The organism is Blautia fusiformis, assembly GCF_020686995.1.
Classification (GTDB): Bacteria; Bacillota; Clostridia; order Lachnospirales; family Lachnospiraceae; genus Blautia_A; species Blautia_A fusiformis.
Window position 1 is genome coordinate 190,468 of record NZ_JAJEPT010000004.1, and the last position, 26,999, is coordinate 217,466.

Annotated in this window: 20 protein-coding genes, 1 tRNA gene, 1 pseudogene and 1 riboswitch; all 22 genes and pseudogenes read left to right on the top strand. The window is 42.4% G+C overall.

What is annotated here, in order from left to right; all coding sequences use genetic code 11:
• Positions 1-55 precede the first annotated feature (55 nt).
• The 22 genes and pseudogenes from LKD46_RS05450 (at position 56) to LKD46_RS05555 (ending at position 26,981) form a co-directional block, all read left to right on the top strand.
• Positions 56-871 carry a substrate-binding periplasmic protein gene (locus LKD46_RS05450; RefSeq protein ID WP_110102110.1) on the top strand — a complete coding sequence of 272 codons (816 nt, stop codon included), beginning with the start codon at positions 56-58 and terminating at the stop codon, positions 869-871.
• On the top strand, positions 855-3,041 hold the full coding sequence (locus tag LKD46_RS05455; protein ID WP_110101991.1) for an ATP-binding response regulator: 2,187 nt from the start codon (positions 855-857) through the stop codon (positions 3,039-3,041). Before LKD46_RS05450 ends, LKD46_RS05455 begins: the two co-directional genes overlap by 17 nt.
• Before the next feature lie 30 nt (positions 3,042-3,071).
• Complete coding sequence (locus LKD46_RS16635; RefSeq protein WP_330409171.1) at positions 3,072-3,296, top strand: Hpt domain-containing protein; 225 nt, start codon at positions 3,072-3,074, stop codon at positions 3,294-3,296.
• 213 nt (positions 3,297-3,509) lie between these two features.
• Positions 3,510-5,009 (top strand): response regulator, encoded by a 1,500-nt coding sequence (locus LKD46_RS05465; RefSeq protein WP_110101990.1) that lies wholly within the window; start codon positions 3,510-3,512, stop codon positions 5,007-5,009.
• Between the two features lie 3 nt (positions 5,010-5,012).
• A pseudogene (locus LKD46_RS16725) lies at positions 5,013-5,210 on the top strand (hypothetical protein); the annotation flags it as partial.
• A 46-nt stretch (positions 5,211-5,256) separates the two neighbouring features.
• A complete protein-coding gene (locus tag LKD46_RS05475) occupies positions 5,257-8,112 on the top strand; it encodes a transporter substrate-binding domain-containing protein (RefSeq protein ID WP_110101989.1) in 2,856 nt (951 codons plus the stop codon).
• A 178-nt stretch (positions 8,113-8,290) separates the two neighbouring features.
• Complete coding sequence (locus LKD46_RS05480; protein WP_110101988.1) at positions 8,291-11,122, top strand: response regulator; 2,832 nt, start codon at positions 8,291-8,293, stop codon at positions 11,120-11,122.
• A gap of 163 nt (positions 11,123-11,285) precedes the next feature.
• A riboswitch (cyclic di-GMP riboswitch) is annotated at positions 11,286-11,361 on the top strand.
• A gap of 299 nt (positions 11,362-11,660) precedes the next feature.
• Positions 11,661-12,710: a GGDEF domain-containing protein gene (locus LKD46_RS05485; RefSeq protein ID WP_110101987.1), complete on the top strand. Its 1,050-nt coding sequence runs from the start codon at positions 11,661-11,663 to the stop codon at positions 12,708-12,710.
• 1,182 nt (positions 12,711-13,892) lie between these two features.
• A complete protein-coding gene (locus LKD46_RS05490; RefSeq protein WP_110101986.1) occupies positions 13,893-15,158 on the top strand; it encodes a sn-glycerol-1-phosphate dehydrogenase in 1,266 nt (421 codons plus the stop codon).
• A 70-nt stretch (positions 15,159-15,228) separates the two neighbouring features.
• The gene (ispF, locus tag LKD46_RS05495) at positions 15,229-15,720 is read left to right on the top strand and encodes a 2-C-methyl-D-erythritol 2,4-cyclodiphosphate synthase (RefSeq protein ID WP_044961210.1); all 492 of its coding nucleotides are present in this window, start codon (positions 15,229-15,231) and stop codon (positions 15,718-15,720) included.
• A gap of 1 nt (position 15,721) precedes the next feature.
• A complete protein-coding gene (gene cysS / locus LKD46_RS05500) occupies positions 15,722-17,131 on the top strand; it encodes a cysteine--tRNA ligase (RefSeq protein ID WP_021650981.1) in 1,410 nt (469 codons plus the stop codon).
• Positions 17,116-17,541, top strand: a complete 426-nt coding sequence (locus LKD46_RS05505; protein WP_021650980.1) for a Mini-ribonuclease 3 — start codon at positions 17,116-17,118, stop codon at positions 17,539-17,541. The genes cysS and LKD46_RS05505 overlap by 16 nt, the downstream gene beginning before the upstream one ends.
• A gap of 10 nt (positions 17,542-17,551) precedes the next feature.
• On the top strand, positions 17,552-18,277 hold the full coding sequence (rlmB, locus tag LKD46_RS05510; protein WP_227573913.1) for a 23S rRNA (guanosine(2251)-2'-O)-methyltransferase RlmB: 726 nt from the start codon (positions 17,552-17,554) through the stop codon (positions 18,275-18,277).
• A gap of 36 nt (positions 18,278-18,313) precedes the next feature.
• The gene (gene sigH, locus LKD46_RS05515; RefSeq protein WP_110101985.1) at positions 18,314-18,898 is read left to right on the top strand and encodes an RNA polymerase sporulation sigma factor SigH; all 585 of its coding nucleotides are present in this window, start codon (positions 18,314-18,316) and stop codon (positions 18,896-18,898) included.
• Between the two features lie 84 nt (positions 18,899-18,982).
• A complete protein-coding gene (locus LKD46_RS05520) occupies positions 18,983-19,336 on the top strand; it encodes a hypothetical protein (RefSeq protein ID WP_059085171.1) in 354 nt (117 codons plus the stop codon).
• A 164-nt stretch (positions 19,337-19,500) separates the two neighbouring features.
• Positions 19,501-19,573 (top strand) — tRNA-Thr (locus LKD46_RS05525).
• Between the two features lie 114 nt (positions 19,574-19,687).
• On the top strand, positions 19,688-21,355 hold the full coding sequence (locus tag LKD46_RS05530) for a glutamine--tRNA ligase/YqeY domain fusion protein (protein WP_015525883.1): 1,668 nt from the start codon (positions 19,688-19,690) through the stop codon (positions 21,353-21,355).
• Between the two features lie 189 nt (positions 21,356-21,544).
• Complete coding sequence (locus LKD46_RS05535; RefSeq protein WP_022426223.1) at positions 21,545-22,150, top strand: Maf family protein; 606 nt, start codon at positions 21,545-21,547, stop codon at positions 22,148-22,150.
• Positions 22,151-22,158: 8 nt separating this feature from the next.
• Positions 22,159-22,824, top strand: a complete 666-nt coding sequence (locus LKD46_RS05540; RefSeq protein ID WP_044961208.1) for an HAD family hydrolase — start codon at positions 22,159-22,161, stop codon at positions 22,822-22,824.
• Complete coding sequence (locus tag LKD46_RS05545) at positions 22,817-23,620, top strand: Cof-type HAD-IIB family hydrolase (protein WP_015525886.1); 804 nt, start codon at positions 22,817-22,819, stop codon at positions 23,618-23,620. The genes LKD46_RS05540 and LKD46_RS05545 overlap by 8 nt, the downstream gene beginning before the upstream one ends.
• A 1-nt stretch (position 23,621) precedes the next feature.
• A complete protein-coding gene (locus tag LKD46_RS05550) occupies positions 23,622-23,879 on the top strand; it encodes a hypothetical protein (protein ID WP_015525887.1) in 258 nt (85 codons plus the stop codon).
• Between the two features lie 120 nt (positions 23,880-23,999).
• On the top strand, positions 24,000-26,981 hold the full coding sequence (locus LKD46_RS05555; protein ID WP_227573905.1) for an LPXTG cell wall anchor domain-containing protein: 2,982 nt from the start codon (positions 24,000-24,002) through the stop codon (positions 26,979-26,981).
• The last annotated feature ends 18 nt before the right edge of the window (positions 26,982-26,999 follow it).

Here is a 26,999-nt window from a genome sequence, read left to right on the forward strand (position 1 = left end):
AACCGTAAATACAGATATGAAAAAAACAAAAAGGATAGTTAGGGATAGATGGAAAATGAAAGGAAAAAGAGTGATTGCAGGCATTCTGCTTGCGGGCATCTTAGCAGTCACCCTGTCAGGGTGTAAAAACACAGATAACACGAAAGAAGAACCAGAAAAGCCTGTTATTACCCTTGGCAGCGATAATTATCCACCATACAATTATCTGAATGAGGATGGTGTACCGACGGGTATAGATGTAGAACTGGCTACAGAAGCTTTCGAGAGAATGGGATATCAGGTGAAGGTTGTCCAGATCAACTGGGAGAAGAAAAAAGAACTGGTAGAGAGTGGAGAGATTGATTGTATCATGGGATGTTTTTCCATGGAAGGGCGCCTTGACGATTACCGATGGGCAGGACCATACATAGCAAGCCGTCAGGTGGTCGCTGTAAATGAGAACAGTGATATCTATAAACTGAGTGATCTGGAGGGAAAGAATCTGGCTGTTCAGTCCACAACCAAACCGGAAAGCATCTTTCTGAACCGGACAGATGAAAGAATCCCCAAATTGGGAAATCTGATCAGTCTTGGACATCGGGAACTGATCTATACGTTTCTTGGGAAAGGATATGTAGATGCAGTTGCCGCACACGAGGAATCTATCGTTCAGTATATGAAGGATTATGATACAAGCTTCCGTATCCTGGAAGAGCCTCTTATGATCACCGGAATAGGTGTCGCTTTTGCAAAAGATGATGACAGGGGAATCTGTGAGCAGATGGATCAGACACTGGCGGAGATGCGTCAGGATGGCACATCCCTGAAAATTATTGAAAAATATCTGGATGATCCCCAGAAGTATCTGGAGGTGGATGATCTTGGATATTAAGAGAAAGACAAAAGGAAAACGAATCCAGCTGCTCGGAGGTCTGCTCGGAATCTGTGTGGCTGTAGTCTCTCTGTTTTATTTCTTCTACGCAGAAAAAGCGGAAGCAGAGAAAAGACTGGTGGAGATCGTAAACTATGTCAAAGTGCAGTGCTCAACCTACACCCATTATAATGAATCTTCGGAATCCAAAAGTCTTTTACGTGCCATTGAAAGTGCCAGACAGATGAGTACAAATATTAGCATGGAAACAGAAAACGGCGATCAGCTAAGCCAGGATTTGCTGAAAGAAAACCTGCAGACTCTCTGGGTGGATGGCATCATAGTGCTGGATAAAGAAGGAAAGATGGACTGTGAATACAGTATGGAGGAGTCTCTGACTAATGAGATCACGGAGTATCTGCAAAAAGAAATTATCATGGATTTTGCCGGATATGAAGAAAGATCTTATTCAGAACGGTTTGCCAGGAAAGATGGATCCTATATTGACATTGCAGCCTGTGCCAGAAAAGATGTGCCAGGTATCGTTGCAATCTATTACTACACATCTCCTGAATTTACCAGAAATTATACCCTGACGATACAAGAGCTTTTAAATGGTTATAGTGTCCAGAAAGATGGAACGATCATTGTTGCAGATGATGGGATCGTTGTTGCCAGTAATGATGAGAGGCTGTTAGGGCAGAATACAGCCGACAACGAAGTTGTTCAGGCAATGAAAAAGCATACAGACAGTCAGCACATTTATCATTTGAAGAATGAAGGAACCAGATGCTACGGAATCATGCTGAAGCAGCGGGATTATTATATTTATGCGTATCTTCCGGATACGGAAGTGTTTCATAATCTTCCATTAAATGTAGCAGGTGTTATTTTTATTTATCTTCTGATATTCAGTATATTCTGGTTCTGGGCATATAGAACCAATCTGACACACCGGAAACAGGAACAGGAAAAAGACGAAAAATATAAGGCAGAACTTCTGATAGCTGCAAAAAAGGCAGAGGCTGCCAATGAGGCAAAAACAGAGTTTCTCCAGCGGATGAGCCATGATATCCGGACTCCGATCAATGGAATCTGCGGCTTGGTCGATATGGCAGACCATTATGCAGATGATATGGAGAAACAGACGGAATACAGGACAAAGATTAAAGAGGCATCCAATCTGTTGCTGGAGCTGGTAAATGATGTTCTGGATATGAGTAAGCTGGAGTCCGGTGAGATCGTTCTGGAGGAGATCCCATTTAATCTGAGAAGTATTTCCAGGGAAGTATTTGTTGTGATCGAGCAGGTGGCAGCAGAACAGAATATCCGGATCATGTGGGAGAAAAAAGAAATCATACACCGGAATCTTATTGGAAGTCCGGGGTATGTGAAACGTGTGATGATGAATATCCTGTCCAATGCAGTGAAATATAACAGAGAAAACGGACATATTTATCTTAGCTGCATGGAAATCCCATCCGAACAGCCAGGAATGACGACAATGGAATTTATCTGCCGGGATGCAGGAATCGGAATGACTGAGGAGTTCCAGAAACATATTTTTGAACCATTTGCACAGGAACATACAGGAAGCCGTACAAAATTTCCAGGAACAGGCCTGGGAATGGCGATCGCAAAGAATCTGGTCGAGAAAATGGGTGGAACCATTACCCTCGAAAGTGAATACGGTGTAGGGACTACATTTGTGATCCGGGTTCCATTTAAGATAGATCTGGATGCGGATAAACGTGAAGAACAGAAGGATATATCAGAAAAATCTATAAAGGGACTGCATATTCTTCTGGCAGAAGATAATGAACTGAATATGGAAATCGCTGAATTTTTGCTTCAGAATGAAGGGGCTGACGTGACAAAAGCATGGAATGGTCAGGAAGCGGTTGAGCTGTTCAGAAAAAGTGGACCTGGTGGATTTGATGTCATTCTTATGGATATTATGATGCCGGTCATGAATGGTTATGAAGCTACAAAGATGATCCGGTCTCTGGACAGAGAGGATGCAAAAGAAATACCGATCATTGCAATGACAGCAAATGCGTTCACGGAGGACAGAATAAGAGCAAAAGAAGCAGGGATGGATGAACATATTGTTAAGCCTGTTGATGTGGGGTTACTGATAAAAGTAATTCATAAATTGGTGAAATATAATGGATATGGCAGTGACAAATAAGCAGTGAAATATAGATAGGAGGACAAAATCATGACAATACAGGAATGCTATGAAGCTATCGGAGGAAATTATGAAGAGGTTTTAGGACGCCTTCAAAGCGAAGCACTGATCCGGAAATTCACATTAAAGTTCCTTGAGGATCCGAGTTACCTGCAGTTAAAACTGGCATTGGAAAATAAAAATTATGAAGATGCTTTCCGCAGTGCACACACACTGAAAGGGGTTTGTCAGAATCTTTCTTTTGACCGTCTGTAAGAGGTTAGTAATGAGTTAACAGAACTTTTGAGAGATAGAACCGGAGCGCAGCCTGGGATATCGGAGGCAATGGAAAAAGTAACAGAAGTATATGAGAGGATGATTGAAGAAATAAAGAAGGGACTGTCGAATTAAGTGATGCGACACGACGTTCGATCTTTGACCAGGTGCTTGGAACATCATAAACCCATTGGATAAAGGAAATAAAAAAATATGGATAAAAGACAAAAGATCCTGATTGTAGACGATTCAGAATTTAACAGGGATATGTTGAAGGAGATCCTCGGAGAAACTTATAATTACCTGGAAGCGGAAAATGGAAATCAGGCAATTCAGATGATAGGAGAAAATATAGGAATTGATCTGATGCTTTTAGATATCAATATGCCACAGATGAATGGTTTTGAAGTCTTGGAAATAATGAAAAGAAGCCAGTGTATTGCTGAAACTCCTGTAATTATGATATCTTCGGAAGATGCCGTTGATACTATGCGTAAGGCATATGAGCTGGGAATCACGGATTATATCACACGACCGTTTGATTCTGTGATTGTAAAGAAAAGAGTTCAGAATACCCTGGGACTCTATATGAAGCAAAAGCATCTGATTAATGTGGTTTATGATCAGGTTTACGAAAAAGAAGAAAATAATAATATTATGATCCGGATCCTGAGTAATGTACTGGGATCACGTAACAGTGAGAGTAGAGAACATATCCTGCATATTAAAACAGCAACAGAACTGATGCTGAGACAACTGGTAAAAATAACAGATGCTTATCCTATGACAGAGGCAGATATTTCTTTGATCACAACAGCATCTTCTCTTCATGATATCGGTAAGATCCGTATTCCGGAAGAAATCCTGAACAAACCTGGCAGACTTACCGATGAAGAATTCAGAATTATGAAAACTCATAGTGAACTTGGTGCAGATATGATCCAGGATATGCATTTCCCAAAAGACAATTCATTGGTACGTGCTTCATGGGAAATCTGCAGATGGCATCATGAAAGATGGGATGGAAAAGGTTATCCGGATGGACTGAAAGGAGAAGAAATACCAATCTCCGCACAGGTGGTGTCGATCGTTGATGTTTATGACGCACTTACAAGTGAAAGATGTTATAAGAAAGCATTTGATCATGACACAGCGATCCAGATGATCCTGGATGGGCAATGCGGACAATTTAACCCCATCCTCCTTAAGTGCCTGAAAGAGCTGCGTCTTCAGCTTTCGAAAATGCTTGATAAAGAGAAGGATGACAATAGCTATTACCATGAAGTGCAGAGACTTTCAAATGAAATACTCAGCGACAGATCTTTACCGAACCCAAATTATTCACAGAGTATTCTCAGGGTCATGAAGGAAAAGGTTGATTTCTTCAAAGCGAACAGCGGCATGGGTTCAATTGATTACAATACAAGTTCCGGTCAGCTGACTATATTAAACGGAAAACAGCAGATATTATATCAGAGAAATAATCCGGATTTTGATCTGTTCAAAGAATTCGGAGTAAATGAAGAAGATGTTCATCATATTCAGGGTTTATTACATCAGACATCTGTACAAAATAAAGAAATCTCTGTGCAGATAAAAGCAAGGGTGGAAAATGACCGCCAGATGTATAAACTGAAATTGCATACATTGTGGTCGCCTTTAAAGAAGGATGGATACATTGGGATCGTTGGATATTTTGATATTGTAAAATAGAAAAATGCAAAGGAAGCTCAGAAGGAGGATCCTAATGAAAAAGAAAATCCGGCACTGGCTGGAATTACTATTCTTGCTATGACTGCCAATGCCTTTGATGAGGATAGAAAGAAAGCACTGAAATGTGGTATGGATGGGTTCTTGTCCAAACCAATTGTCATAGAGGAATTGATCATCATCCTGCAGAAGAACCTGGATTAGGTGTCCGGAGTATTAGAAAAACCGCACAAATAAAGGAAATAAAAATATGGATAAAAGTAGGAAAAAATCAACCGTACTATGTGCAGGTATATTTGTGTTTCTGGGAATATGGATGGTATTGACAGTACCTTGCCGGGCTGCTGAGACGAACAACGATGAAAAGCAGTCACAGATCATCCGTGTCGGCTCATTTGAGGATACTTTTAATTATGTCGATAAAAACGGTGTAAGACGAGGATATGGATACGAACTTATGCAGGCTTTGGCAGGTTATACCGGATGGAAATTTGAGTATGTGAAATGTGACTGGTCTGACTGTTTTGATAAACTTGAAAATGGTGAGATCGATATCATGGGTGATATCTCTTACACCGATGAACGTGCACAAAAGATGCTTTTCCCGGATGAACCGATGGGGGAGGAAAAATATATCCTTTATGCTGATTTATCGGATACGGATATTGGAATGTCTGATTTCAAGTCTCTGGATGGGAAACGTGTAGGTGTGCTCATGGATACAGAACCTGAGATCATGCTGACAGAATGGGAAAATAAGAATGGCATACATACAGAACATGTAAATGTGAATAATGATGATGATGTCGAAAAGAAATTAGCAAATCATGAGATCGACTGTTTTGTATCTCTGGAGGAATCGATCTGGTCTGAACAGGGAATATCATCCGTTACCACGATTGGCAAATCAGGCATATATTTTGCAATAAATAAAGAACGCAGCGATATCAAGACGGAGCTGGACTATGCTATGCGTCAACTGGAACAGGATAGTCCCTTTTTTAAGGCAGATCTGTATAAGAAGTATTTTACACTTGATTATATTCAGGTTCTTACAGGTAAAGAAAAGGTCTGGGTGGAAGAACATGGAGGTATCCAGATAGGATTTTTGAACAATGATCCGGCAATCTTTTCCATGGATGAAGAGACTGGAAAACTTACCGGTATGCTGGCGGAATATATCTCCTATGCCAAAGATTGTCTGGGAAATCAGACACTGGAATTTAATATACATGCATATGATGATTATGATGAAATGATTCAGGCGCTGCAGAATCGTGAGATTGACATGATTTTTTATGCCGGCAGGAATCCATATTTTGCAGAACAAAACGGATATGCACTTACAAACACAGCCTGGACTTACAGTTTGATGGCGGTAACTGATGAGGAAAAATTTGATGAGAATAAGGTGCATACTGTAGCTGTGCCAAAGGAAAAATATGCCTTAAAACAGCATATTGCATTCAGTTATCCTGAATGGAAGCTTGTAGATTGTGATTCGCTTGACAATGCAGCAGATATGGTCATCCAAGGAAAAGCAGACTGTTTCCTCATGGGAGCAAGCCAGGCGCTGATATATGATAACAGTCAAAAGTTCAAGAGTGTTCCACTTACAAAAACAATGGAGGCATGCTTTACTGTAAGAGAGGGAGAGGGAAGCCTTTTATCAATACTGAATAAAACTATAAAGGCCATGCCGTCTGACATGCTTACAAGTGCACTTGCTATCTATGACAGTACTGCAGATAAAGTAACATTTTCTGATTTCATAAAAGACAATCTGCTTGTTTTTTTGGCTACGGTAGGATTTTTGGCACTCAGCATCATTGGTATTATCCTCGTACTTTTGCGGAAGGCAAGGAAAGCAGAAGCTGTCGCAAAGCTTGCGGCAAAGGATACAAAAAAACTCAATGACAAACTGGAAATCGCTTTGAAAAAAGCAGAGGATGCCAGTCTGGCAAAGACTCGTTTTCTTAACAATATGTCACATGACATCCGTACTCCTATGAATGCAATTCTGGGTTATGCACAGCTTATGGAGGAAGAACTAAAAGAAAAGGATCTGCCTGAAACTTCAGATCATCTGGAAAAATTGCAGCAGTCTGGAAATCTTCTTCTGTCAATCATAAATAATGTACTTGATATGGCTCGGATTGAGAGCGGAAAGATGGAAATTGATGAGAACTATGGCCGGATTGAAGATATCCGGCAGACTTTATTTGAAATATTTGGTGATGAAGCAAAGAAAAAGAATATTGCACTTCATTACACAATAAATGTGGAGCATGAGCATATACTGACAGATACTACCAAGGTAAAAGAAATATTTGTCAATATCCTGAGCAATGCCATAAAATATACCCCATCCGGTGGTTCTGTTATGATAAACATAGACGAATTAGTATGTGATGAGCCCGGGTACATGATGGTAAGGACCAGGGTGAGCGATACCGGAATCGGTATGAGCCAGGATTATCTGACAAAGATTTTCGATGCATTCACGCGTGAGCGAAACACTACAAAGAGCAAAATCACAGGAAGCGGATTGGGAATGTCAATCGTAAAGAGATATGTTGATCTGCTCGGCGGAACAATAGATGTAGAGAGTGAGCCTGGAAAGGGCAGCACCTTTACTGTAACATTAAAACACAGGATAGCGGATGAAAGCTATTATGTAAAAAAACATGATGAAGGCTCTGGAACAGCCAGTAAAATCCTTGAAGGCAAGAATATCCTTTTGGCAGAGGACAATGATCTGAATGCAGAGATTGCAGAAGCAATACTTGAGCGTGCCGGCCTTAAAACAGAACGTGTGGAGGATGGCATTCAGTGTGTAAATAAGATAACAAAAATGCCGGTGGGAACATATGATATGATCCTCATGGATATCCAGATGCCCCGAATGGACGGTTATAAAGCAACACAGGCAATCAGGCACTTACCGGATAAGGATAAGGCATGCATACCGATCGTTGCAATGACGGCAAATGCATTTGAAGAAGATAAGCGGGATGCTGTTGCAGCTGGAATGAATGGTCATATTGCAAAGCCGATCCAGATTGATAAACTGCTGTCGATGTTAGCGGAAGTTTTAAGGCAGTAAGAAAACTAATAATTTCGTGTTATACTGAATGGAGTGGTCATTCTTTCTGTATTGAAAAAACAGGAAAACTTACAGACTGGGAAGGACAACAGCATGAACGCAAACAGACTGCGTTCATGAGCAAGTAGCGAAAGCGGATTGCGAATGTCCGCTTTACTGGATGATAAAGAGGAAATGAATGAACAGAAAGATAGAAAAACAGATAAGAAAAAAGAGTAAGAATAATAGAGTATGTTTGAGCATTTTTGCATTTGTCATGCTGCTTTTTGTACCGTTTTTTGTTTATGCGTCGGAAACAAAAAGTGATGGGAATACAACTCAGGTAATAAAGGAAGAAAATAAAACCGTGAGAGTTGGCTATTTCCCATATGCCAATTTTCAGGAAGGCGGCTATGGGGAACACAAGCAGGGAGCAGGCTATGAGTATCTCCAGAAGATTTCGTATATAACTGGCTGGAAGTATGAATATGTCTATGGCTCATTTAAAGAGTGTCTGGATATGTTGGCAGATGGAGAAATAGATATACTTGGAAATGTCAGTTACACACCGGAAAGAGCAGAATCTATAGATTACTCAACCTATGCCGCAGGAACAGAAAGATATTGGATCTATACCCGGGAAGATCATACAGATCTTATGGATGGTGATCCAAAGCAGATGAATGGCTGTCGTATTGGTGTAGCAGATGGAAGCTATCAGAAAGAACTTCTGGAAAAATGGCTGGACAGCAATCAGATCCAGGCAGAGGTGGTTGTTTGTAAAGGCTATGATGAAATGATAGAAAAACTGGATGCAGATGAACTGGATGCACTTGTGATCCCAGTGCTGTCTGTCAACAGCGATTTTATTGCCATTGCCAATATCGGTGCAAGTGACTGTTATTTCGGTGTATCAAAATCCAGACCAGATCTGTTAAAGGAATTAAATTCTGCCATGGAAGAAATCAACAATACAGAAACGGACTACAGCAGCAAGCTGTATGCCCGTTATGAAGGAAAAGCGGTCATAAACTATGCACTCAACAAGGAAGAAAAACAATGGCTGGATGCACATGAAAATACGATCCGCGTGGGATATCTAAAGGATAATCTTCCTTTTTGTGGTGAAGAAAATGGGAAACTCACAGGAATTCTTGGAACTGTTCTGGATACTGTTCAGGAAAAATATAAAATTACGATCAAGGCAGTTCCATGTTCCACGGGAGTAGAGATGAATGAGGCATTGCAATCTGGCAAAATAGATATTGCCGGTCCTATCATTCAGGATTTTTATACACAGGAACAGTTTCAAGTGGTTTTGACGGATGCAATCTTTGATATTACGCCGGTTGTTATTTACAAGGGAAAAGAATATAGCAGCAGTCTCTCTACGGTCGCAGTGACAGAGACCTCACTGTATTCTGGATTGATGGTGTCCCTTCTTTTTCCAGATGCAGAAATCAAACAATATGATACACAGGAAGAATGCCTGGAGGCTGTAGCAAATGGAAAAGTGGGAGCAACTGTCGTTCCATCCTCAAAGATCAATATTCTTAATGAAAGTCCACTGACCCAAAGTCTGTCATTTGCAGAGATGGCAAAACGGCAGGAATTAGGAATGTTCACGACGAGAGAAAACAGAAGAGCAGCTACCATTATCAATAAAGCAATTGAGCAGTCATCCAATGTTTTAAATGGTGTTGTCCTTGCACAGAATTCTGTTTCAGAAAAGGAAATGACCTTGAAGGATATCCTTGCTGAGCATGCAGGCTTAGTTATCGGAGTTTCGTTTGTGATTATTTTTGTACTGCTTCTTCTGGTTTATTCTCTTTCCGTGAGTAGAAAAAAACAGATGGAAGCCCTGAAAGAAGCACAGAATGCAAATGCGGCGAATATTGCAAAAACGACATTCCTGAACCATATGTCTCATGATCTCAGGACACCAATGAATGCAATTGTTGGATTTACAGATATTGCCATGAAGAGGAAACCGGACAAAGAGGTGGAGAATTGTCTGAAAAAGATCAGGCAGAGTTCAGAATATCTGATGACACTGATCAACGATGTGTTGGATATCAGCCGCATTGAAAGTGGTAAACTGGAATATAAACCGGTACCGACAGATCTCAGGGATATGATAAATACTGTTTTGTCGATCGCAAAGGGATATATGGAAAATCGTGACCTTAATTTGTATGTTTCAAGAGAAAAACTAAAAACTCCTTATGTGATGGTAGATGAACTCAGAATCAGGGAAGTATTGCTCAACATTATCAGTAATGCAGTCAAATTTACAAAAGACGGAGGCACCATTTCATTCGCTGCAGAAAACGCTCCGGGTAATGATGAGAATCATATAATTGTACGCTATCGTATATCAGATACCGGAATTGGTATGAGTGAGGAGTTCCAGACCAGAATATTTGATGAGTTCAGTCAGGAAAATGGTGGGGCAAGAACCAGCTATAAGGGAGCCGGACTGGGAATGGCCATTGCCAAACAGTATGTAGATCTTATGGGTGGAAAAATTGAGGTCAGCAGCAGAAAGGGTATTGGCTCAACATTTACGGTAGAAATTCCCCTGCTTATAGCAGAACAGATACTGTCTGAAAAGGAAGAAAAGTTAAGGAAAGATATGGATTTACATGGTCTGCATGTCCTTTTGGCAGAGGACAATGATTTAAATGCAGAGATAGCAGCAGCTTTGCTGGAAGAACAAGGGATGATCGTAACTAGGACTGCCGATGGAAAATCTGCCTTGGCACAGTTTTGCAATACAGCTCCGGGGACCTTTGATCTGATTTTGATGGATATCATGATGCCGGAAATGAATGGCTATGAAACGACAAAAGCTATCAGAAATCTGTCGGAGCGTCCAGACGGAAAGGAGATCCCTATTATTGCAATGACAGCAAATGCATTTGCAGAGGATGTACAGGCTGCTTTGCATGCCGGAATGGATGACCATGTGGCGAAGCCGGTTGATATGAGGATTTTAATATCTGTCATCACAAAATATATAGAACGGTAATGTCAATGCTGCGTGGATTTCGGAAGTGGGAGAACAGTTCGATATATATATCGGCTGTTCTTTTTTTATTTTTGGACGTTAAAACGGTAATGTTTTTCTTGTATATAGTAGAGCACTATAGTATAATAAAACCAGTTTTTTTGTATACGTGTAAAAGCTATAATAAGGAAATCGGCAAACCAGATGAAAGTCTGGGACGCAAAGCTACAGGGCCTGTAAAATGGCAGCCAGTTGCATAAAATGAGGTGCACTGTCTGGTTGGCAGTGCTTTTTTTGAGGAATGATTTATCAACAGGAGATGATCTTCCCGATATTTGTACACAGACAGTTTATGATCCAAACATCAATGACATGAGTGGATTGATAAGCTGCTGTTGATGTTAGCGGAAGTTATAAAGCAACAAGAAAACTGCTGCAACTGTCATTCCATCTTCAAAGATTAATATTCTTAATGAAAGTTCGCTGACCAAAAGTCTGTCATTTGATTTCCTGTAGGAAAGTAAATGAATATTATTTAAGGTTTGGGATAAATTGTGAAATGCAGACAAACAAGAAAAGTAAAAATATAATAGGTATTATACAGAGTTTCCTTATATTGATATTAGTAGTTCTTATTATTTTTATGATGATTCAGATTAGTAGGCTGCAGGGGACAGCACGCGTAATAAATTATGCAGGTCTGGTACGTGGAGCTACACAGCGTGAAGTAAAATTAGAAATTACAGGAAACCAAAATGAAGAATTAATTAAATATTTGGATGATATTCTTCTTGGATTGAGATATCAGGATGGACATTATGATCTGGTAAAACTCAATGACGAAGAATACCAGGAAAAATTGCAAATCCAGAGTGATTACTGGGATAAATTGAAAACAGAAATTGAAGCAGCAAGAAACAAGGGATACGAAAATACAGACATTGTTAATATGAGTGAAATATATTTTTCGATGGCAGATGAAACTGTCTCTTCCGCAGAAAGCTATTCAGAAAAGATCGCTGTAAAGATTCGTACTATAGAGCTTTTGTCGGCACTTGATATGTTGAGTCTGGTGATATTGGTTATTATGCAGACTCTAAGGGCAATGCAGATGGCAATGCAAAACAGACTGCTGGAACAGAAAGCATTCATAGATGCCCATACTGGGCTGCCAAATAAAAATGCCTGTAATGATCTTCTTAATAAAAAAGATATAATTACAGATCCTACAGCTTGCATAATGTTTGATTTAAATAATTTAAAAACTGTAAATGATACAATGGGACATTCCGCAGGAGATCAGTTAATAATAAATTTCGCAAAGCTTTTGCGCAGTGTTATTCCAGAAAAGGATTTTGTTGGAAGATATGGCGGAGATGAGTTTATAGCAGTCATTTATCATACAAGCGAGGCGAAAATTAAGGAAATATTAAAATCCTTGAACAGAGAAAAAGACAGATTAAATAGTTATGAAAATCAAATACCAATCGACTATGCATGCGGATGGGCATTATCCTCCGATGATATGTCGTGTACAATGCAGATGTTATTGGATGCTGCAGATGCTTATATGTATAAAAATAAACAGATATGCAAGAAATATAATTAGCTTTCAGCTCAGAGTAGATAAAAGATAATAGACGCGATCAGACGAAATATTGTTTTGCGTAGAAACACTGGAAATCCTTGAAAACAAAGGATTCTTGGTATAAGATGAAACAAGTCAAAGCACGTTATTGCGTAAAAAAAGAAAGCAATATATTTATACCGTGAAGTCTGGAAAGTGTTGATTTTAAAGCATTTTTGGATGTGTGGGATGCTTTGAAAATATGATTTTGTGACAATTTTGTGACAAACGGCGGAAAAATCACGGATTTACAAAGACGAAGCATATTGATTTCATGATCGGCATATGCTATAATGCCAGTAGGCAAAAAAGATATGACGATGTTCCATGTGAACAAAGAACGAACCCCCGTATGTACCACCAATACATGCGAGGGTTCTTCTCTTTTTATTTCAGTGGTTGAGCATCCACCAGGCTATTCGTTGTCCTTGTTATGACTGTCTAACCATTTGCAAATGAGATGGCAAGTCACACCTGCCGCAACAGCCACTAAAAAAGATATGACTATTTCCATGTGTTCACCTCCCCCCGTTGCCGGGTCTCGGTTGGACAACGCAGTCAGTATAACACAACTTAGAACAGAATGGAACATATAAAAATACCCGGTGCAAATTAATGTACCGGGTGTTTCTTTGGCCTTTTTGTCAATTCTTGATGTTTTTGTTTTAACCATTCTTCATACTGCTTTTGAGTTTGAATAGAAGAGTTATAGTCATTAGGGCAAGGAGAAACTTTCTTTCCCTTAATCAAATCTCTGTAATAGTAGGATTCTTTTTGCGTTTCCGGTCGTTATATTGCTTTTGAGCTTTTTTGTCAGCAGAACATTTAGGGCAAAAATTTACACGTTTACAGAATGAAATGAAAAAGCTTGAAAATGTAATGTAATAATCAGAGCCATTCCCTTTATTGGGCGTGGCTTTTTATTATGACAATTTTTGTGACAAACAAAAGAAAATAGACGCAACCAGACGAAACATTGTTTGGCGTAGAAACACCGGAAATCCTTGAAAATAAAGGATTTTTGCTATATGATGAAACAAGTTGAACTCTATCATTGCGTAATAAAAAAAAATCCTGTATAATACCAAACTGTAATATTGTATCATTCAGCGGACAGAGAAATACGCTGTGAATCATTAAAAGAAGTCAGGAGGACATAAGTACATGCGAGTCGATGCGGACGATTTTGCCCGACCTTGCAGCTGCGGGAGGGAGCACCACATAGACGTTAGAGAAATTGTAATTGAATCAGGAGCTATCGGGAAACTGGAAAAGGAAATGTCAGACGGTGATCTGAAAGAATGTATTTCCCCGCTTCTGATCTGTGACACGAACAGTTACAAAGCTACAGAGGAACTGATGGAGGATATCTACGACCGGTGTCAGGTACTGATCCTGGATGCTGAAGGTCTTGAGGCAGATGAGCGTGCCGTGGAGATCGTGGAGAATTATATGGAAGAGGACATCGATCTTGTTCTTGCAGTTGGAGCGGGGACGATCCATGATCTCAGCCGTTTTGTCGCCCATCAGTACCGGATCCCTTTTGTCTCTGTGCCCACCGCAGCCAGTTCAGACGGATTTACTTCCACAGTAGCAGACATGACCTGGAATGGTGTAAAAAAAGTATTTCAGGCATCTGCGCCACTTTTTGTTTTTGCGGATACGGATATTTTTGCTAAGGCGCCTGCAAGGCTTACAGCAGCCGGGGTGTCGGATATTCTGGGAAAATACATTGCGCTGGCAGACTGGAAGATAGCAAGTATTCTTGTGGATGAATACTATTGTACAGCGGTGGCAGACCTGGAAACAAAAGCGATCCGGACTGTTAAGGATAATCTGAAAGAAATTGCAGCAGGAGAGAAAGATGCATGTGAGAAGCTGATGTATGCGCTGATCCTTTCCGGACTGGCCATGCAGATGACAGGAAACTCCAGACCGGCATCCGGGGCGGAGCACCATATGGTCCACCTCTGGGATATGGAAGTGGTCAATGGTCACCTGGATGCTCTTCACGGGGAGAAGGTTTCTGCAGCAACCATGCTGGTCCTTCTGGAATATAAAAAGCTTGCAGATGCTATCCGAAGAGGAGCCTGCAGAGTGCATGCCTTTACAGACGGAGACACAGAACTCCTGCAGGAGACCTTCGGCAGAAAAGGGATTCTTGGAGCACTTGAAAAAGAAAACACCCCGGAACTTCTGGACGATGTAAGCACAGAAACACTTTCCGGTGCACTTCCGGAAATCCTTAAGATCATAGATCTTCTTCCTGCAGTTACAGATATGCAGGAGATGATGAGTATCGTTGGCTGCGTGAGCAGAGTCCGGGATATCGGACTGCCGGGAAAAGCGATCGAGGAGAGTCTCAGACTTGCACCGTATACAAGAAGAAGGCTGAGCCTTCTGAGACTTCGGAAGATGCTCACATACTGAGCAGGAACAGCTCATAAAAGGTTCTTTTGACTTGACATAAATTTCAGGAAAGGCAGTGATGAACGGTTTGATGAGAGTAGGAATGGGATATGATGTACATAAACTGACAGAGGGCAGGAAGCTGATCCTTGGTGGTGTTGATATTCCCTGGGAAAAAGGTCTTTTGGGCCATTCGGATGCGGATGTTCTGATCCATGCGATCATGGATGCACTTCTGGGAGCTGCGGCTCTTGGAGATATCGGAAAGCATTTTCCGGATACAGACCCTGCATATAAGGGAATCTCCAGTGTGAAACTTCTGGTGCATGTTGCCGGATTACTGAAGGAGAATGACTATGCGATCGGAAATATCGATGCCACCATCATTGCTCAGAAACCGAAGATGGCACCACATATTCCGACGATGAGAGAAAATATCGCAGAAGCACTTGGGATTAAAATATCACAGCTGAATATCAAGGCGACCACAGAGGAAGGCCTTGGATTTACAGGACAGGGAGAGGGAATCTCCTCACAGGCGATCTGCTCCCTGTACAGAATCGGGAAATTGGAGGAAGAGTAACATGAAGATTTTTAACACACTGACACGCAGAAAAGAGGAATTTGTACCTCTGGAAGAAGGAAAAGTAAAAATGTATGTCTGCGGACCTACGGTATACAATCTGATCCATATCGGAAATGCCCGCCCTATGATCATTTTTGATACGGTGCGCAGATATATGGAATATAAAGGATATGAAGTAAATTATGTATCCAACTTTACCGATGTAGATGACAAGATCATTAAGAAGGCCATTGAAGAGGGCGTTTCCGCAGAGGAAATCTCTACCCGTTATATCAAAGAGTGCAAGAAGGATATGGCAGATATGAATGTAAAACCTGCTACAACTGCACCTCAGGCTACACAGGAGATCCAGGGCATGATCGACATGATCCAGACTCTTATTGATAAAGGATATGCATATCCGGCAGCTGACGGGACCGTTTATTTCCGTGTAAAGAAATTCAAAGAGTATGGCAAGCTTTCTCATAAGAATCTGGATGATCTCCAGTCAGGATTCCGTTCTCTTAAGGTATCCGGTGAGGATCAGAAGGAAGATCCGTTAGACTTCGTGCTTTGGAAACCAAAGAAAGAGGGCGAGCCGTCCTGGCCATCACCGTGGTGCGACGGACGTCCTGGCTGGCATATTGAGTGCTCTGTTATGTCCAAGAAATATCTCGGAGAAGAGATTGATATCCATGCAGGCGGTGAGGATCTGATCTTCCCGCATCATGAGAATGAGATCGCACAAAGTGAGTGCTGCAATGGTAAGATTTTTGCAAGATACTGGATGCATAATGGTTTCCTGAACATCGACAACCGCAAGATGTCCAAATCTCTCGGAAATTTCCGTACCGTTCGTCAGATCGGTGAACAGTATGATCTTCAGGTTCTCCGTTTCTTTATGCTGAACGCACATTACAGAAGTCCGCTGAACTTCAGCGCAGATCTGATGGAGGCAGCAAAGAACTCTCTGGAGCGTATCCTTGAGGCGGCAGGCAAGCTCAGCGACCGTAAAGACAATGGGGCGGCAGAGAATATTACAGAGGAAGAGCTTGCGCTTCTCAAAGAGGCAGAAGGTTTTGTTACCAAATTTGAAGCGGCCATGGATGATGATTTTAATACTGCAGATGCACTTGCGGCAATTTTTGAGCTTGTAAAATTTGCCAACACAAACGTAGACGAGAACAGCTCAAGGGAGTTTGCCGGTGGTCTTTATGAGGAACTTTTTAAGCTCAGTGATGTGCTGGGACTGAAAATCGAGAAAAAAGAAGAGATTCTTGACAAAGAGATCGAGGATCTGATCCAGGAACGCCAAGCTGCAAGAAAGGCAAAGGATTTCAAGAGAGCAGATGAGATCCGAGATGAGCTCCTGAAAAAAGGTATCATCCTTAAAGATACAAGAGAAGGTGTGAAATGGCAGAGAGCTTAAAGAAACTGAAAGAGCTGTTTGATCTGAAAGACGCAGACCTTCGGACTTATTCGCCGCTGACGCTGGCCTATATCGGGGATGGTGTTTATGAGCTGGTGATCCGTACTATTCTTGTGAAAAAAGCGAATTGTCCGGTAAATCGTCTCCACAAAAAAGCTAGCAGCCTTGTAAAAGCATCTGCGCAGTCGGGTATGATGGAGATCCTCGAACCACTTTTGACAGAAGAAGAAAAAAGTGTATATCGAAGAGGAAGGAATGCGCATTCCGCTACCATGGCCAAACATGCCACCATGGCGGATTACCGGCGTGCCACAGGGTTTGAGGCGCTGATGGGATATCTTTACCTGAAAGAGGATTTTTCAAGGATACTGGAACTGGTCCATGCAGGACTTGAGAAGGAGGAAATTTAAATTGACTGAAATGATAGAAGGAAGAAATGCGGTCCTTGAGGCATTTCGTTCCGGTAAATGTGTTGATAAACTGTTTATTCTGGATGGCTGTCAGGACGGACCGGTCCGCACCATCGCAAGAGAAGCCAGAAAACATGATACCATTGTAAAATTTGTTCCAAAGGAACGATTGGATTCCATGAGCGAGACAGGTGCACATCAGGGTGTGATCGCACAGGTTGCGGCTTATGATTATTCTACAGTGGAAGATATCCTGAAAAAAGCAGAAGATAAGGGAGAGCCTCCGTTTATCATTCTTCTTGATAATATTGAAGATCCTCATAATCTGGGAGCTATCATCCGTACCGCAAATCTCGCAGGTGCTCATGGTGTGATCATTCCCAAACACAGAGCAGTAGGACTGACTGCTACGGTTGCAAAGACGTCGGCAGGCGCACTGAATTATACACCGGTTGCCAAGGTTGCTAATCTGGGACAGACTATTGATGAACTGAAAGAAAAAGGCATCTGGTTCGTATGTGCAGATATGGACGGAGAGGTGATGTACCGTCAGAATCTGACAGGACCTATTGGCCTTGTGATCGGAAATGAGGGAAATGGTGTAAGCCGCCTTGTAAAAGAGAAATGTGATTTTACTACCGCGATCCCGATGAAAGGGGATATCGATTCCCTTAACGCTTCTGTAGCAGCAGGGGTGCTTGCTTTTGAAATCGTGAGACAGAGACTGTCAAAATAAATACATCAAATACAGCCATAGCTGTTCGGAGAAAAAATGTGCCGATATAATGAGATGACGGATGAAGCTCTTATCAAAAGACTTCGTGCAGGGGAATCTGCAATTGCAGATTATCTGATGGAAAAGTATAAAGGTCTGGTCAGAAAAAAAGCCCGTGCCATGTTTCTGATAGGTGGGGACACAGATGATCTGATACAGGAGGGGATGATCGGACTGTTTAAGGCAGTCCGTGATTACCAGTCAGACAGGGAGTCGTCTTTTCAGTCTTTTGCAAATATATGTATTGACAGACAGATATATACTGCAATTAAAAGTTCAAACCGCCAGAAACATCAGCCACTGAACACTTATGTGTCTTTAAGCGACGGAGAGGCGGAGGAAAACTTCAGAGATTCCTGTGTGGAGCATGATAATCCGGAATCGATCCTGATCGACCGGGAAAATGTGGCGGCTCTTGAAAATGAAATGAAAAAGAGCTTGAGCCCTCTGGAAAACAGGGTACTGCAGTTGTATCTGGATGGAAATGGATATATGGATATTGCCCAGATCCTTGGAAAAACACCGAAATCCATTGATAATGCACTGCAGAGGATCCGTGGGAAAATTAAAAGCTATTTTTGAGAAGAGTAAATACCTCTTTCCTTTTGAATATAAAAGTATTAAAATAATATTCATAAGGAGCAGAATAAGAAAGGAGACCAAATTATGGCAAAGATCAATAAATATTGGGGACTTGTTGCAGTAGGAGCGCTTACCGCTGCCGCAGCAGGAGCTATCGCAGCACTTGTATCCAGACGATCTGTATGCGAAGAAGACTTTGAGGATGATTTCGAAGATCTTGATGATTTCAAGGATGACGAGAAGAAGGAAGAAAAAGAAGAGAAAGAAGTCTTCCAGGACTGGGACAAGACTGCATCTGAGACTGTAGAAGTTTCCAAAGAGGCAGAGGATGCTGAAGAGGCACCAACAGAAGCAGAAGAGGAAACACCTGCAGATGATGAATCGGAGGCCGAAGCGGAAGAAGAGACAGAAGCAGAAGAGACAAAGACAGAAGAGTAAAAAGAGAATCCTGCGTGCTGTGTCTGTGAGCGACAGCACACAGGATTTTTTGTGCTATAATCATGAAAATATGAATTTTTAAAAAAATAAAAATAATGTATTGACAATATGACAATCATCTGATAATATAAACAACTGTGAGCGGCACAAACGTCGCGAAACAAGCTGCTGTGGCTCAGTCGGTAGAGCGTCGCCTTGGTAAGGCGGAGGTCACGGGTTCGATTCCCGTCAGCAGCTTTTTTTGTGTCTAAAAACAGACAATTTTTTGTTTAGATAAAGGTTTTGCGGGTTTCAAAAATTCCGGATTTATGATAAGATAAAACATCAGGATGATATTTAGGAGGGAAAGCAATGGAGAACGAAACAGTTTCCAAAAACTTTATTGAAAATATTATAGACAAAGATCTTGAAGAAGGCGTTTATGACACCGTGCATACACGTTTCCCACCGGAACCTAACGGCTATCTTCATATCGGACATGCGAAATCCATTCTTTTAAATTATGGATTGGCTCAGAAATACAACGGAAAATTCAATCTCCGTTTTGATGATACCAACCCTACAAAGGAGAAATCCGAATTTGTAGAGTCCATCAAGGCTGACGTGAAATGGCTTGGTGCAGACTGGGAAGACAGACTTTTCTTTGCATCTGATTATTTTGATCAGATGTATGAGGCAGCAGTGAAACTTATTAAGAAAGGCAAGGCCTTTGTCTGCGACCTGACTGCAGACCAGATCCGTGAGTACCGAGGAACTCTTACAGAGCCAGGTAAAGAGAGCCCGTACAGAAACCGTACTGTAGAAGAGAATCTTCAGCTTTTTGAAGAGATGCGTGAGGGCAAATACGGAGATGGCGAGAAGGTTCTCCGTGCCAAGATCGATATGGCATCACCGAATATGAACATGCGTGACCCGGTCATTTACCGTGTAGCCCGCATGACACATCACAATACAGGAGATAAATGGTGCATCTATCCGATGTACGACTTCGCTCATCCAATCGAGGATGCCATTGAGGGTGTGACACATTCTATCTGTACTCTGGAGTTTGAGGACCACAGACCGCTTTATGACTGGGTGGTAAAGGAACTGGAATATCCGCACCCACCGAAGCAGATCGAGTTTGCAAAGCTGTACCTGACCAACGTTGTTACAGGTAAACGTTATATCAAGAAGCTTGTTGAGGACGGCATCGTAGATGGATGGGATGATCCGAGACTAGTATCCATCGCCGCACTTCGCCGCCGTGGATTTACACCGGAGTCTATCCGTAAATTTGTAGAACTCTGTGGTGTTTCAAAGGCGAACAGTTCTGTAGATTATGCAATGCTCGAGTACTGCATCCGTGAGGACCTGAAGCTGAAACGTCCGCGTATGATGGCGATTCTTGATCCGATCAAGCTCGTGATCGATAACTATCCGGAAGGACAGGTTGAGTATCTTGAAGCTCCGAATAATATGGAGAATGAGGAACTTGGAACCAGAAAGATTCCGTTCAGTGGAGAACTTTATATTGAACGTGATGATTTTATGGCAGAGCCTCCTAAGAAATACAAACGTCTCTATATTGGAAATGAAGTTCGTCTTATGAATGCATATTTTGTAACCTGCACAGGTTATGAGGCAGATGACGACGGAACGATCCGTGTAGTCCACTGTACCTATGACCCGGAGACCAAGGGCGGAAATGCACCGGACGGACGTAAGGTAAAAGGAACGATCCACTGGGTGGAAGCATCCAATGCAGGTAAAGTTGAGGTAAGACTTTACGAGAATATCGTAGATGAAGAAAAAGGTGTTTACAATAAAGAAGATGGTTCTCTTAATGTAAATCCGAATTCTCTTACAGTAACAAGTGCTTATGTAGAGCCGGAGCTTCTGAAAGCAAAAGGTTATGACAGCTATCAGTTTGTACGTAACGGTTTCTTCTGCGCAGATATCCATGACTCCAGGGAGGGAGCACCGGTATTTAACCGCATTGTATCTCTGAAGAGCTCTTTCAAATTACCGAAAGCATAAAAACTGTCAAAAAGAATACGAAACATATGACAGCAGTACACCGTGAACAGGTATCAGGGTGTACTGCTTGTTTTGTTTTATCGTCATCAGGAATAAATGGATAAGTACAAAATGCTCCTGCAACGATTTCGGTTGCGCCCATTTACAGAAACGGTTATACTGATAACACAGGAAAGAGAGGAATTACACATGAAGAAAATCGTGCTTGCTTCCGCATCTCCCAGGAGGCGGGAACTTTTAAGCCAGGTAGGAGTCGCCTTTGAAGTGAAGCCTGCCAGCGGGGAAGAACGGATCACCAGTGCAGAGCCTGCGAAAGTGGTGGAGGAACTTTCTCGTCAGAAAGCTATGTTTACGGCATACGCGCTGGAGGAAGAGGAGAACCGAGATCTGAGAGATGTGGTTGTGATCGGTGCAGATACCGTTGTATCTTATGAGGGTAAGATTTTAGGTAAACCGGCAGATGAGACAGCTGCAATAGAGATGCTCGCTATGCTGCAGGGGAATACACATCAGGTATATACCGGTGTAACTTTGCTGATAAGAGAAAAAGGGAGATGGAAAGCTCATACCTTCCATGAGTGCACAGATGTGAGCTTTTATCCGGTGACAGAGGAAGAAATAAAGGAATATGTAAACAGCAAAGACCCAATGGACAAAGCCGGAAGCTATGGGATCCAGGGCGCCTGGGGAGCCTATGTGAAGGGAATCCGTGGTGATTATAACAACGTGGTGGGACTGCCTGTGGCAAGACTGATCTATGAGACAAAAAAACTGGGAATGAACCTGAGAGGATGAAAGACAAAATGATAAAAGCTTGTATATTTGATCTGGATGGAACAATTGCGGATACACTGGAATCTATGGCATATGTGGCGAATGAGATCATGGAAAAGTTTTCCCTGAAACCACAGCCGGCAGATAATTTTCGTTATTACAGCGGTGAAGGTGCAGATATGCTGATCAGAAGATGCCTGATCGATGCAGGAGATCCGGAGCTGGTACACTACGAAGAAGTCAGGGAACTTTATCGCAGGAAATTTGATGAAGATCCGCTGTATAAAGTTGTGCCATATAAAGATATGCCGGAAACCCTTCAGAAGCTGAAACATACAGGCCTTAAGATGGCTGTATGCTCCAATAAGCCTCATGTTGCGGCGCAGAAAGTGGTAAAGGCGATCTATGGCGATCTGTTTGATGAGGTGATGGGACAGCAGGAAGGGATCCGCAGAAAGCCGGCACCGGATGGTCCGCTGAAGATTGCAGAAGATTTCGGCGTAAAGCCGGAAGAATGTATGTATATCGGAGATACAAAGACAGATATGCAGACAGGAAGTGCTGCCGGAATGTATACCGTTGGTGCACTATGGGGATTCCGTGACAGAGAAGAGCTTGAAAATAACGGTGCAGATATTGTAGCAGCTGTACCTGGTGATCTGTTTACTATTTATGAGGAGAAGCAGCATGATTAAGATGGTTGCCAGCGATCTGGATGGAACGCTGCTTATCGGTGGAAGACAGACGCTGCCGGAAGAGATCTTTCCGCTGGTAAAGGAACTGAAAAAAATGGGAATCCTCTTTGTGGCAGCCAGTGGCAGACAGTATGCCAATATGAGGAATCTTTTTGCGCCGGTAAAGGACGAGATGGCATTTATCAGTGAAAATGGCGGGCTCGCTGTCCAGAATGAGAAGCTTCTGTACTGCGACAGCTTTGACAAAGAACTGGTCAGAGAGATCATTCAGGTAATATGGGAAAAGCCCGGAGCGGAATTTTCCTGTTCTACAAAGGATTTTTATTATATCATGCCCAAGACAGAACATTATCGCCATCTGATGATCGAAGAAGTAAAAAATCAGTGTAAGATCATAAAGAGTTTTGATGAGATCACAGAGCCTTGTATGAAGGTTGCAGTTTATGAGAGAGAAGGAATGACGGAGGAATCCATCCAGTACTGGAGAGAACGGTTCAAAGACAGATGTACTGTTGTGACATCCGGATTTGCGTGGGTGGATTTTGTTCCATTTACCACGAACAAAGCAAAAGGGATCCGTAAATACCAGGAACTTTTGGGAATCGGACCGGATGAATGCATGGCGTTCGGGGATGAATACAATGATATTGAAATGATGAAATCTGTAAAATACAGCTTTGCCATGAAGCATGCGAAGCCAGGGGTAAAGGCGGCGGCTTTCTACGAGACAGAGAAGGTGGAACCAGTACTTCGCAGACTGATTGCGGCGGGCGGAGATATAAAGGAGGTACTTTAATATGTACAAGAAAGAATATGTCCAGACATTTCTGGAAAAACAGGGTCAGCTTTTTGATGAGCCGGTAGCAGAGGATTTTGAGGAGGCAGAGGAATTTCTCGAGGATTGCATGGCAGTTGTGCTGGATTCCCTGAAGGATGTTAAAAAATATCTGGATGGAATGGGCGCAGATGTGGAGGGGATTTCCCTGAAGGAGCTGGAAGAAGAAAGCGAAGTATTTAAACTCCCGGACGGAAAATATATGATCGTAGAAGGCTGACGGAAAGCAGGGATTACACCTCTGAAAATTAAATATGATAAACTTGCATCAGCAAAAAGAAAGCCCTGCGTAGAAAGGGTAAATGTGGGGAAAATAAAATGATGTAAAGGAGGATGGGATATGAAAAAAAGCAGAGTGCTGGCAGTCGTCATGGCTGTGCTTATGATTGTAACGCTGCTTCCATCGATGGTATTTGCCACTGCAGCTCCATCTGGAAATCTTGATGGAAAGCTGAAGGTCAAAGGAACACTTGCGATCGGGTCTACCTTAAGTGCAGATTACTCAAAGGTCAAGCCGGAGGGGATCACAGATGATAATGTGAGTTTTTCCTGGTCATTAAAAGACGGAGACCTTCTTACAGAGGTAGGAACTGACAAGACTTATAAAATCGATGAAAAAGATCTGGGTATTCCGATCGTTCTGAAGATCACCGGAAAAGAAGAGACGGGAGTCAGTGGTGAGCTTACGGTGACGACCCAGGAGGTTTCCGAAACAGAGGAGGAAGCCAAAGCACTGGCAGAAAAGAAAAAGGAAGAAGCCAAAGCAGCAGGAGAAGATCCGGATGCGGAGGAAAGTGAAGCTTCGGAGTCTTCAGAGAACACGCCGGATACAGAAGCTGGAACGTCAGAGGAGCCTGATAGTGCTCAGCCTGAGGAAACCATAGAGCCGGCAGAAGAAACGGAGTCTGCGGATGTGCAGGAGAATACAGATGTACAGGAACCTGCAGATACCCAGGAGCCTGCTGAAAACTCTGTTATAGAAGTAAACGGAGAACAGTCAGGGTCTCAAAATACCGATGAGACAGATGCATCCGGAGACAATCAGACGGAGACGCCAGCTTCCGCAGATACAGCAGCAGACGCTACCGAAAAAAATGAGGAACCGACATATTCGGCATCTGCATATACGGAAGATGGAAGTGGAATTCTGGATTTTGGTTCCGTGGAAGAGGGATATACGGAAATTCCGGAAGCACAGATGGTTACTATCACAAATAACGGAACCGGAGATCTTAATTTTAAAGAGATCGCCCCGGAGAATTTCATGGCTGCGGATATTAACGATGCGCCATTAAAGAGTGGTGAAAGTGTTGCTGTGTGGGTAAAACCACGAGAAGGTCTGAAGGCTGGAGAATACAAAGATCTGATCACGTATCATACAGAAGAAGGTGCCGATGTCTTCTTTGAAGCGGACTTTACAGTAAAAGAACCGGAAAATAAAAAAGCCGAAGATAATGAAAGTAATGAGCAGACAGATCCTGGGGAAACATCGGACCCTGCAACGGAAAAAATATATAAGCTAACTGCGGATCCGACAGAACTGCCTTTTGATGATCTGACTGCCGGTTATGAAAAGGTAGAAACAACAGGTACAGTCACGATCAAAAACGAAGGTACAGAAGCTGTGACGTTAGTACAGCCTGAGTCGGAGTTTTTTGATATTGCGCCGGTCAGTGAAGTGGAGAGCAGCGGAAAAATCCAGTTGGCGCAGGGAGGAGAGCAGACCTTTACCGTACAGCCTAAGCTTGGACTCTCTGCAAAAGATGATCCATACGTGGAAGAGCTTGTATTTGCTTCTGATGAAAGCACGGAAGCATCTGCTACAGTGACGGCTTCGGTTATGGTAAAGACAGAAACACCAAAAACAGTTACTGCAACAGTGAAACCGGAAGGCCCTCTGAAGTTTGGAACACTGGAACAGGGCTATGAGACTGCGCCGGATGCAAAGCCTGTAACCGTAGAGAATACAGGTACAGAGGCTATCCGGATCCAGCTTTCTGCTCCGGAGGATTATGAGGTGGGAGAGCCTTCTGCGGAAGTGCTCAATCCCGGAGATAAGGCGGCAACCTTTACCGTACAGCCCAAGACTGGTCTTCAGGCCGGAGATCACAGTGATACGATTTCTGTGACAGATCAGAATACCGGAAACACACTGGCTGAAGTCCGGCTGGAATTTACAGTTTCGGAGCCGGAACCGGAACCCAATCCCGGTCTTTCGGTAACAGACAGTCTGGAGTTTGGAACTAAAGAGGAAGGCTATAAGGAACTTCCTGATGCGAAGAAAGTTACAGTTACCAACACCGGAAATACAAAGATCGTTTTGAAACAGCCTTCATCAAATGCATATACAATTGGTACACTTTCCGCCACAGAGCTGGAAGCAGGAGATAATGCAACCTTTAGCGTACAGCCGGTCAGCGGACTTTCACAGGGGGAATATCTGGAAGACATTGTGATCGCCAATGATGCAAATGTGGAAGCTTATGTAAACGTTCATTTCAGCGTTACAAAGAAAAAAACAGATAACAGTAAGAAGGCGAATAACCTTACAGGTATCAAAAAGCCATCCGATATCAAAGATCTTCCCAATGGAACCCAGAAAACCCAGAAAGCCCTGAAGCTTCCGGGAACAGTAAAGATCACTACAACAAAGGGAGAGCAGAAGGCATCTGTTAAATGGGATGTTAAGGGATCTTCTTATGATCCGTCTTCTGCAGAACGTCAGATATTTAATGTAAAAGGTACTGTCATTCTTCCGGAGGGGGTTAAGAATCCTAACAAGATCAGTACAGTGATCGCAGTAAGTATTACAGTAAATGGATATCAGGGCACGGAAGCCGCTGCATCGGACAATAAGATCACAGGAATTGATTCCAATGGCAAGTATGATACCAATACAAAGATCACCTTTACAGCATCTGGTGCAGGGATGGATAATACAAACCCGCGTAAGGGAGATACCAGATATCAGCCGAAGAGCTGGAAGATCACAGAGACCCGTACCTGGGATGGAGAGCCTTATACTGCAACATTCCGTGTCAGCAAGCCAGGAAAATATACTCTGAAAGTTACCTTTGGACAGCAGAAATATGACGGCTCCAGCTGGAAGGATACCGGTACACAGTCAGAAAGTACGGTTACTTTTACGGTATCACAGGCAGCAGTTCTTACTGCGACTCCGAGTCCGGCAGTGACACAGACAAATCAGAAATCTGCAGTGCAGACGGGAGACAGTACACCGATCATGACATTTGTGATCATTTTGATCGTGGCTGTGGTATGTATTGGAGGAATCCTTGTATATCGTAGAAAGAAAAAATAAGAACAGAATGTAGAAGAT